At 64.4% G+C, this 8207-nt stretch carries 6 protein-coding genes; 4 read left to right on the top strand and 2 right to left on the bottom strand.

Annotated features, from left to right (window positions below; all coding sequences use genetic code 11):
- Nucleotides 1–11 precede the first annotated feature (11 nt).
- Nucleotides 12–146, top strand: coding sequence for a hypothetical protein (locus AC062T_RS12080; protein WP_476030355.1), 135 nt, complete (start codon nt 12–14; stop codon nt 144–146).
- Nucleotides 143–2317 (top strand): 1,4-alpha-glucan branching protein GlgB, encoded by a 2175-nt coding sequence (gene glgB / locus AC062T_RS12075; protein WP_476030353.1) that lies wholly within the window; start codon nt 143–145, stop codon nt 2315–2317. Before AC062T_RS12080 ends, glgB begins: the two co-directional genes overlap by 4 nt.
- Here the strand turns inward: glgB and AC062T_RS12070 are convergent.
- Both AC062T_RS12070 and AC062T_RS12065 read right to left on the bottom strand, forming a co-directional pair.
- A complete protein-coding gene (locus tag AC062T_RS12070) occupies nt 2298–3233 on the bottom strand; it encodes a tetratricopeptide repeat protein (RefSeq protein WP_476030351.1) in 936 nt (311 codons plus the stop codon). The two genes, glgB and AC062T_RS12070, sit on opposite strands and share 20 nt — an antisense overlap.
- Complete coding sequence (locus AC062T_RS12065; protein ID WP_476030349.1) at nt 3230–5005, bottom strand: DUF8094 domain-containing protein; 1776 nt, start codon at nt 5003–5005, stop codon at nt 3230–3232. Before AC062T_RS12065 ends, AC062T_RS12070 begins: the two co-directional genes overlap by 4 nt.
- Nucleotides 5006–5290: 285 nt before the next feature.
- On the opposite strand from AC062T_RS12065, the gene AC062T_RS12060 reads away from it, so the two are divergent.
- Nucleotides 5291–7672, top strand: coding sequence for a hypothetical protein (locus AC062T_RS12060; protein ID WP_476030347.1), 2382 nt, complete (start codon nt 5291–5293; stop codon nt 7670–7672).
- Between the two features lie 17 nt (nt 7673–7689).
- The coding region (locus tag AC062T_RS12055; protein WP_476030345.1) for an AI-2E family transporter at nt 7690–8207 on the top strand (518 nt) is incomplete at its 3' end.

Here is an 8207-nt window from a genome sequence, read left to right as displayed (position 1 = left end):
TCACAGACCTCGTGACGGGAGCCCGGTTCCCGTGGGGCCGCGACACCTTCGTTCGGCTCGATCCGCTCGTGGAGCCCGTGCATATCCTGCAGGTTCACTACACCGGCGGGCCGAGCGATTCGCGCACGACGGGAGCGACCGCATGACGATTCCCGAACTCGACACCGAAGCAATCCTTGCCATCGCCGAGGCCCGCCATCCGCACCCCCACTCCGTGCTTGGCCAGCATGCGGTCGGTGACGGAGTCGTCATCCGGGTTCTTCGCCCCCTCGCAGAGACCGTGACGGCCCTTCTCTCTGATGGCGGTCAGGTCGAGCTCCGACACCTCACTAATGGGCTGTGGCACGGAAGCCACGAAGGGGTGGTGCAGCCGTACCGCATTGTCGCCACGTACGGCGAGGCAGAGTCGTGGGAGGCAGAGGACCCCTATCGGTTCTCCCCCACCGTCGGCGAAATTGACACCTACCTGTTCGCGGAGGGTCGGCACGAAGAACTGTGGCGAATGCTCGGAGCGCACGTGCGCACTCACGAAGGCGTTGCGGGGATCGCCGTCTCGGTGTGGGCGCCCCACGCTCGTGCCGTCCGCCTTATCGGCGACTTCAACGGCTGGAGTGGGCTCGGCCACGCCCTGCGCCGGCTCGACGATAACGGCGTCTGGGAGATATTCGTTCCCGGCGTCGGTGCTGGCGTCGCCTACAAGTTCGAGATCCTCACCCGCGCCGGCACCTGGGTCGTGCGGGCAGACCCTATGGCCCGCTACACAGAAATCCCCCCTCGCACCGCCTCCGTGACCGGCACCAGCGACTACGAATGGCAGGATGCCGCGTGGCTGACCCAGCGATCGGCCAGCGACCCGCACAACATCCCCATGAGCATCTACGAGTTGCACCTGGGGTCGTGGCGGCCCGGGCTCAGCTATCGGGATGCCGCCGACCAGATCATCGACTACGTCACAGATCTCGGCTTCACCCACGTGGAGTTCATGCCGCTCGCCGAGCATCCCTACGGCCCCTCCTGGGGCTACCAGGTGACCGGCTACTACGCCCCCACAAGCCGGTTCGGGCATCCCGACGACCTGCGTTACCTGATCGACCGCCTGCACCAGGCGGGCATCGGGGTGCTGATGGACTGGGTGCCAGGCCACTTTCCCAAAGACGAGTGGGCTCTGGCCAATTTCGACGGTCAACCGGTTTATGAGCATCCAGACCCGCGGCGAGGCGAGCAGCCCGACTGGGGCACCCTCGTGTTCGACTTCGGCCACAGCCAGGTTCGCAACTTTCTCGTTGCCAATGCTCTGTATTGGCTCGAGGAGTTTCACATCGACGGCCTGCGGGTCGACGCCGTGGCCTCAATGCTCTACCTCGACTACTCCCGTGAGGAGTGGCTGCCCAACGAATTCGGCGGGCGAGAAAACCTGGAGGCAATCAGCTTTTTGCAGGAGGTCAACGCCACGGCCTACAAGCGCTACCCCGGCATCGTCATGATCGCGGAAGAATCGACAGCGTTCCCCGGAGTCACGCGCCCCACGGGAGCTAACGGGCTCGGGTTCGGGCTCAAATGGAACATGGGCTGGATGCACGACTCGCTGCAGTACATGGCCGTCGACCCGATGTGGAGATCACATCACCACAACGACATCACATTCAGCTTTCAGTACGCCTTTAGCGAGAGCTTTATGCTGCCAATTAGCCATGACGAGGTGGTCCACGGCAAAGGTTCGCTTCTCAACAAGATGCCCGGAGACCAATGGCAGAAGTTCGCCAATGTCCGCGCTTATCTGGCATTCATGTGGGCCCATCCCGGCAAGCAGCTGCTGTTCATGGGGCAAGAGTTCGGCCAGTCGGCCGAGTGGAGCGAACAGCGCGGGCTCGACTGGTGGCTCCTTGAGCAGCCAGACCACCAGAACCTTCTTCGCTTTGTCGCGGGGCTCAACCGGGTCTATCGAGACAGGCCGGAGCTGTGGTCCCGCGACAACGACCGGCAAGGCTTCGAATGGCTCGTGGGCGACGACGCAGCAAGCTCGGTTGTGGGGTTCATCCGCTGGTCGGCTGAGGGTGATCCGCTCGTCACCATCGTCAACTTCTCTGGTGTCCCTCTCCACCAGTACCGCATTGGCCTGCCGTTGGCGGGCGAATGGTCAGAATTGCTCAACTCGGATGCCGTCGAGTTCGGCGGTTCGGGCGTGGGCAATTGGGGTGCGGTGACGGCTGAGCAGTCGTCATGGCACGGCCAGCCTGCCTCTGTCGAGCTGACCCTGCCCCCGCTCGGTGCGCTGTTCCTCGCCCCGCTGCCCCGCGCTAGTACAGAAGGTTCGTGAGCTGGCGGCGCGCAGCGATGACCCGAGGGTCCTCTGCGCCGGCGATCTCGAAGTAGTCCAGCATCCTCGCGCGAACGCGATCCTTCGACTCCTGATCGAGCGACACGAAGAGGTCGAGCAGTCGTGAGAATGCGTCCTCGAGGTGGCCACCAGAGACATCGAGGTCGGCGACGGCAAGTTGGGCGTCAACGTCCTGGGGCGCTTCGCCCGCCGCCGAGCGGATCTCCGCAGCGGTTTTGCCCGTAAGCCGGTGGAGCAGCGAGACCTGCGCGAGACCGGCAACCGCGAGGTGATCCCGGGGGTCCTGCGCGATGGCCGTCTCATAGGCTGCGATGGCCGCAGGGTAGTCGGCGCGCTCGATCGCGTCGTATGCCTCCTGATGGAGGGGCGGCAGAGGTTCGTCAACCGGCTCAGCGGCATCGTGGTCTTCCCCATCGACGGCAGCCGTCCCCGTTACGCCGTTCTGCGCCGCGAGGGTCAGCACCTGGTCGAGCACCTGGCGCAGCTGGTCGTCGGCAACCTCGCCCTCAAAGAGGGCGAGCGGGCGACCCGCGATGACAGCCGCCACCGTCGGCACGGCCGAAACCGTGAATGCCTGCTGCAGCTGAGGGTTGCGGGTCGCGTCCACGCTTGCGAGCACGAACCGGCCAGCGTAGCTGCGCACGACATCCGCAATGCCCTGCCAAGGCTGGCCAGCGTGGAACTCCACGATCACGGGCACCGTGTTCGAGAGTTCAAGCAGGCCGGGGAACGCCTGATCGTCGCTCGCGAGCACAAGACTCGGAACTACGACGGGCGAACCATCGGCGGGCCTGCTGGCCATAGGAGCAGCGCCGGCGCCGGCGGGCGGGCGCACGAGCGATGAAAGATCAACCGCGCCGCGGAGCTGCGCGCCTGCTGGGGGAAGGTTGGTCATGGGAGTTCTCCTGCCGATATGACGCCCTCGGTCGCGCCGAGGAGACGGATCTTCTCATCACTTCCGGCCGGTGGCACATAGAAGAGCAATTGGTAACCATACGTGACATTGACGCCCTTTTTGGTCTCGGATAGGCCCGTCAAGAGCTTTACCGATCCCAGGAGCGCAATCGTCGCGTTGGCTTCGGTCGGGGTGATTGTCTCGGTGTCATTAAAGCTCAGGGTGATGATCGCCCCAGTGTTATCCGTCGCGAGAGCGATGCGCGAGCCAGAACCCGCGGTCAGCGCGGTAGACAGCGTCGCCGGGCCCGATACGGATGCTGCGCGTGCAGCGCGTGCATCAGGGCCAGCCAGCCCGATAAAGGTGTCCGTCTCAAGGTCGAACTGCTCGGCATAGGTGCTCGCCGCACCCACGAGCAGGATGTCGGAGTACGCGGCAAACACCTCCTCAGGAGCCAGCTTGAGGAACTTGTTATCGGGCGAGTAGCGCACAGCGCCGACCGTCGAGGCTGCGACGTCGGGGAACTCTGTTGCCTGCAGCTTCACGGCATATTGCGCCTTGTAGTTCTCGCGCGGTGTTGCCTGCTCGAGCATGACGGCGGTCGGAACCACGGTCTCGTCGTTGGCGTCTTGCACCACAACGAGCACGACGCGGGGCCACGCATCCGTCTGCTGAGGCAGCGACAGCGCGATGGGCGCGCCAGCGATTGCCTGCGGCAGCGGCTGAGCGGGGTCGGCGCGACGCATGATGTAGTTCGCCGCCCGAACTTCGTAGGCGGGGCCTTCGAATCGGGTGGCAAGCAGATCCTCGGAGGTTGCTGCGTCGGCTTCCGTCGCCACGGTTGCAACCTCGTCCATGATGCGGGCGAGCTGCTTCTCTGTGACAGCAGGGTCCTTGATTCCGGCCTCTGTCGAATCCGCTTCGGCCGTGGCCTCGACAGAGGGCTCTGATCCCCCGCCGAGCTGCGGCCAGTTGTCGGCGGAGCATCCCGTGAACACGAGCGAGCCGACAAGCACCACCGGGATCGCGATCATCTTGCGCGATGAGCGGCGACCGGCCGAGGATTCGGTGCCGGCGGGGTTGGCAGGCCGAACCGCCTTGGCGGCCTTGCGGTTGCTGTAGCGCGGCTGTCGAGGCAGCTTGGGCTCCTTAGGCTGCTTGCGGCGAGGACCACGGGTCCTGCGCCAGTGACGGAAGGCCCAGAAGTACAGAACACCGCCAAGAAGAAGAAGGATGACGCCGGCCACGATAAGGGGGCCGGTCCAGGGCGTGCGGGAGTCTGTCGGCCAGCTGATGCTGACGGTATCGGGGGCTGGCTGCGTTCCATCCGCCATAAAGATGACGGAGATCCCCTCGGGAATGTTCGCACTAAAGCTCACGGCGGACTCGCCGGAATATTCTGCGAACCACAGGTCGGAACCGATGGCGCTCGGCACCGTCGTTTCTTCTCCCTTGACCAGCTTGGCTTTGACCTCACCGGTCTCTTCGTCGACCGTGAGAACGGTGTGGGTGGCGAGGCCGACCCACGCAGTGACATCTTCTGATCGCCCGTAGGCGGCGATGACCTGATCAGAGCCGCTGATGTCGATTGTCTGGCGACCGTCAAAGGCCTGGAGGGCCTCTTCGTCGATAATGGCCACGGGGGCCTCAGAGTCGAATGTTGCTTCAGCGACAACTTCGTCGGGTCCTGCGAAGACTGTGCGCTGGGCTAGACCGAGACCGATCAGCACGAATGCCAGCACGAAGCTGACGATTGCTGCAACGAACCGCAACCAAACCCTCCTTTCATAGTGCCGCCGCGACCGCGATCGGGTGAAGCAGCACACTGGGGGCGCTTCTCGCGAGGCCGCTCGGGAGCCCCTTCGGGCTCACCTTTTTGCGGGCAAAGACATTCCACACTAGTCAGGCTCGCTGAACGCCGCCTAATAGCGACCTGTATGCCGCATGCGGGGAGCGCAGGGGCCAGTGGCTGGCGCGGGGCGCTCTGCCACTAAACTGGGGGGTAGCGCGGAGCAGCCCCCAGCTGATGCCGTCTCAATATTCACAGGGAGAGAACCGTGGCTATCGACGAGGGAACGTTCAGCACCGTCATGCGCGGCTACAGCCGCGATGAGGTCGACAGCGCCATTCAGGATCTGCGCAGAGAGCTCATCAAGGCGAACTCCGACAAGGTCGAGGCGAACAAAGAGCTCAAGCGCCTTCGCGCCACCGTCGACGACCTTCAAGCTGAGCTTGATGAGACGGGTAGCCCCACATACGCCGGTCTCGGCACCAAACTTGAAAACACTCTGCGCATGGCAGAGGAACAGTCGACGCGCCTCATCAGCCAGGCCGATATCGACGCAGAAAAGCTTCGTAGCTCCGTTCAGGCTGAGGTGCAGGGATTGCGCAGCGAGGCAGCAGAGGCTGCTAACCGCCTGATTTCTGACGCCACGGTGCGCGCTGAGAAGATGCTCGGCGAGGCCCGTGTCGAGGCAGAAGACCTGCTTGCCCGCGTTCGCGCGGAGGCAGAGACCCTCACCCAGGATGCTCTCCGCGAGGCGGCCACGATCCGCGGCGCCGTGGCGACAGAGGCCGCAGAGGTTCGCTCCACCGCTAAGCGCGAAGCCGCCGCTGTTCGGGCCGAAGCCGAGCGCGATGCGGCCGAGCTGCGTGCAGTGGTCGAGCGCGAAGCAAGCGAATCCCGAGAAGCCGCTTCGGCCCTCGCCCGCGAGACCGAGCGCGCCCGCATCGAATTTGCCGCCGACAATGAACGCCAGCGTGCCGAGCTCCAGCGCGAGATCGAGCAGAAGCGCACCGAGATCGACACCTATGTCTCTGAGACCCGGGCCGACATCGACAGCACGGCGGAGCGCACCCGCGCCGAGCTCACCCGCGAAATCACCGAGGCCCGCACCGCGCTCGAGCTCGACACCACCGAGGCCCGCGGCGCGCTAGAGCGCGACACCGCAGAAGCCCGCGGCGCACTTGAGCGCGAAACCGCCGAAGCCCAGGCTGCTCTGCACCGGGAGACCGCGGAGGCCCGCGCCCGTCTCGCAGAAGAGACGGCGGCCGAGCGCAGCGCACTCGACCAGGAGATTACGGCTCGTCGCTCGGAGCTCGACCACGAGATCACGACCCGCACGAGCGAACTCGATCGCCAGATGCGCACCCGCATGGCCGAGCTTGAGCGCGCCATCACCGCTGGCCGGGATGAGCTAGCGCGCGAGATCGCGACGCGAACAGAAGAGCTCGAGCTAGAGATCGCGAGCCGCACCTCTGAGCTCGACAATGAGATCGCCACCCGCACGTCTGAGCTCGACAACGAGATCACGACCCGCCGCACCGAACTCAAGAACGAGATCACCACCCGCCGCACGGAGCTGGACAACGAAATCACCAGTCGCCGCACCGAACTCGACAACGAGATCACCACTCGTCGTGCCGAGTTCGAGCACGAGCTTGCGAGCCGCACCGCCGAACTTGAGAACGCCGTGACCACTGGCCGCGCCGAACTCGCCGAAGAGATCACCGCTCGCCACAACGAACTCGCCGCCGAGATTGCCGCGAGCAAAGCCAAGGTTCATGAAGAGGCGACCCGCGTGCGCACAGAACTCGAGCAGGAGGCAACGCGCATCCGCACCGAGCTTGAGCTCGAGGCAGAGAAGGTGCGCAGCACCCTTGATCTCGAAGCCTCCAACGGTCGCAGCGAGCTGCAGCTTGAAATCACGGCCGCCCGCTCAGAGCTTCAAGAAGAATCAGACCGTGCCCGTACCGAGCTCGCAGAAGAAACAACCCGAGCCCGCGCGGAGCTCGAGCTCGAGATCTCGTCTGCCAAAGCGGAGCTCGACAACCACACGACGCGCGCCCGCCGCGAGCTCGAACGCGACCTGGCGCAGCAACGCAACGCCGTAGCGCACGAGGTAGAAGAGCAGCGCACCCGCCTGGCCCATGAGAACGAGACAGTTCGAGCCCAGCTCGCCTTCGAAACCGATGAGCAGCGCACGGCGACGACACGCGAGGTCGAACAGGCCCGCATCGACCTGGACGTCGAGCTCAAGGCTCGCCGCGATGAGGCCGAGAAGGAGTTCCTCGCTAAGCAGCAGGAGGCAGTGCTGCAAACACAGAAGTACCTCGACGAAGCGCAGAACCAGCTGATTGAGGCGACAAAACGTGCCGCCGAGAAGCGCAAAGAGGCAGAAGACCTCGAGTCGACATCCAAAGCGGAGGCCCGTGCTCTTCGCGAAGAGTCCTCTGCGACCGCCGCCGAGGTGCTCGCCAATGCCGAGGCCCGCTCCCGCGCCATTATCGACGAAGCGGAGCGCACATCCGCTGCTCTCGTGTCGGATGCAGAAGAGCGTCTCACCAAGATTAGGATCGAGCGAGAAGCCGTCGCCGGTTACTTTGAGAATCTCCGCGGCATGCTCAAAGAAGCCGAACGAATCACGAGCGAAAACTAACCGCGAGCGGGAGCCGAATGAAGATCCAGAACGCGTTTCGACTCGGACTCTTTGGCGGGCTCGGCGTCCTCCTTGCGATCGGCATTGGCGTGGCGATCGGCAGCCTCGCGACGATCCTCACGTACATCGGCGCCGCGTTGTTTATCGCGCTCGGTCTTGACCCGATCGTCTCGTTCCTTGAACGCAAGCGGTTTCCCCGCTGGGCGGCCATCCTCACCGTCCTCATCGGCGTCGTCGGCGCGGCAACAGCTCTGGTCTTCGCCCTGATCCCCGTCATCGCGGAGCAGGTCGAAAAGCTCATTGCGCAGGCTGTCGACGTCATCAAGCTCTTCCAAGATGGCGAGCTGGTCACAGCGATCCAGTCCACATTCCCCGCACTCGACGTCAAGCTCATCTTCGGCGAGGTCACCAAGTTTGTAGAGAACCTGGACCTGTTCAGCATCGGCGGCGGTGTGCTCCAGGCAGGCATCGGAATCGCCACGGCGCTCTTCGGCGCCGTCATCATCCTCATTCTGACGCTCTACTTTGTGTCGTC

It is taken from the genome of Homoserinimonas sp. (genome assembly GCF_056262345.1).
This window is presented reverse-complemented; position numbering and strand designations above follow the sequence as displayed.